2 protein-coding genes are annotated in these 2296 nt (G+C 41.0%); both read left to right on the forward strand.

Annotated elements, in window-relative coordinates; translation table 11 throughout:
* The first annotated feature begins 185 nt into the window (after positions 1–185).
* Positions 186–1022 (forward strand): hypothetical protein, encoded by an 837-nt coding sequence (locus tag lacNas_RS12400; RefSeq protein WP_244660663.1) that lies wholly within the window; start codon positions 186–188, stop codon positions 1020–1022.
* A 164-nt stretch (positions 1023–1186) separates the two neighbouring features.
* A complete protein-coding gene (locus lacNas_RS12405; protein ID WP_201330797.1) occupies positions 1187–2161 on the forward strand; it encodes a helveticin J family class III bacteriocin in 975 nt (324 codons plus the stop codon).
* Positions 2162–2296 lie beyond the last annotated feature (135 nt).

The following is a 2296-nucleotide window of genomic DNA, read 5'->3' on the forward strand; positions in this document are numbered from 1 at the left end:
CAAGAAGTTGCAAGAGTGGTGCTTCGGTGCCTGCGCTGGTCAATGCGGTTACCCCCTTGTTGGGATATCGGAATACCTGTGATGACGGCAATAAGAAAAATGTCTGTATCCATGTCTTTGGACATACGTAGTCAAAAATTACTATTTGGCTACATTGCACACATTTTTTGCAGCAGGTGATAATCATGTTCAAAAAGCTACGTAACGCATTGCTTGCCCTAACTGCCCTACTGAGTTTTACGGCTTTAGTGGCAACCCCAAGCACAGTTTCAGCAGCAAGTTCATCAAAATACACACCTAAATATATCAACAGGCAAGTTGTACTGCAGTTAAACTGCAACAGCTATGTCTATGACCGTTATGGTAACCGGATGCCTTGGTTCAACGGCCTTTATGGTCCCCTCGGCTACTTAAAGAAAGATAGCTATGTCTACACGACCCGGAAAAGACTTGAACGAACCAACAAAGATGTCCGTTACTTTGCCTTGTTTACTAAAGGGCGCAACATTGACAAAACCAACTACGGACTTTTCGGTAAAAAGTACTGGCTGCCTTACACAAAAATCAATGGACGATACTTCTATTACATTGGCTACGGGGCCTACATCAAAGCTAGAAACGTTTACTCGATTAACGGTTTGCAACAATATTCCAATTGCGAAAAAGCCATGATCGACGAAACCACATATACCTTTACATTCAATAGCAAAACCAAAAAGATCAAGGATCTTCCAAAAAAATATAAGAAAGGCGATTATGTCCTAATTGATGGTCTACGTCAATTTACCGACGACGATGGTTTTCTTTGGTGGGACGCTGATCAGCCATACTATGCCCGTCTAAAAGGAACCGGCCATGGCGCTACAGGGACATACATACTTCTAAGTGATTTACGTGATAAAGATACTGATATCTTCTACTGGGATGTCGAAGAAGACGAACATCCAAATTATCGAATCAATTTAATTAGGATTAATGATCTTGAGAATTACTATAAGCATCTTAATGAGAAAAAGAAGTAACGCGTGCCCACACTATATATTTTGATTAAAAGTCACCATATAGTGACTTTTTATGTATTTTTGCAAACATGTGTTACTTTCGAACACATATTCGTGCTAAACTAATAATGTACCTGGCAGAAGTCAGCGTACAAAATTCAATTTTAATCAAGCAGGATATTTTTATGGTTAAATTTCAAGAAACCACAAGCATTTCGCTTAAGAAGACCATTGATTTGAACCCACATCATAATTCAGCTGTTCAGAAAGCTAATGTTGGTTCAGCCTACATCTACTGTCTCCAGCTGCGAAATAGTCAAGAAGACACTTATGTCGTACGCGGTAAAACAGGTAATATGGCCGACACGATCTTGCATTTAAGTGGCGAAGCCGCTGGGCACACGCAAACTTGGGAATACGCCGGCATTGCCAACAAGTGGTTCATCGGTGTTAAAAAATATGAAAGAAAGGGGACAAATATCGAATGGGATAAGCAAATCGCCCGTGTTGATATCAAAGAGCAAAGGGGAAGTCACAGCAGTCATCTCGATTTTCCCCGCCTGGCCTATCTCAACCGTGCCGGCAGTCATCCTTATTCTGGTAAAGAATTTGGACGGGCAGAAGCAGCTGTATCGCCAAACCACCAGAAATTTCTCTTAGTCACAGTCGACACCTCAGGTAACGGATACTTCACTATCTACTCTCTCAGTACAATCAATAAAGCCCTGGACCAAGTAGCTTCTCGTAGTGACGGTAAGAACTACGTTAATATGGAAAACGTAGCCTACTTGGAGTCTTTCTACTACCCTAACTTAAGTGGGATAATCAATTCCTACCAAGGCTTTGATATGGACAATTATGGTAACATATATATCTCTAGCCAGAAGGCACCAGAGTATGACTCCGATAAGAAAAAATGGGCAACTCACCACAAGCAAATCATCAAAATTCCAGCTAATAAACGGTCATTTGCTGATCAGTGGATCAGCGTCAATTTAAGTGACTGGGGTAAGATTGATAAGAGCGGCTATCACTCTGAAGTTGAAGGCTTGCAAGTAATCGGTGAAAATCACGTTTATCTTACCGTTGCTTATCACGCATTGAATTCAGAGGGCAAATCCGTTACCAAGTTCAATGAACTTTACGAAATTTCCTGGTAAAAATTAATTAACTAACTTTCCTGATTCGTTAATTTTGCCAAGAGCACAAAGGCACTCATCAATTCGATGGGTGCCTTTTTGCTTAACTGTTATAACTTGCAACAAAAAAGGCAGCCTCGCGAGGCTGCCACAGAT

The sequence above is a fragment of the Lactobacillus nasalidis genome (genome assembly GCF_016587775.1).
GTDB lineage: Bacteria > Bacillota > Bacilli > Lactobacillales > Lactobacillaceae > Lactobacillus > Lactobacillus nasalidis.

Bases quoted from the DNA above. Each gene is read 5' to 3' on its own strand.
- lacNas_RS12405 (WP_201330797.1), top strand. From the start codon at position 1,187: ATGGTTAAATTTCAAGAAACCACAAGCATTTCGCTTAAGAAGACCATT.
- lacNas_RS12400 (WP_244660663.1), top strand. From the start codon at position 186: ATGTTCAAAAAGCTACGTAACGCATTGCTTGCCCTAACTGCCCTACTG.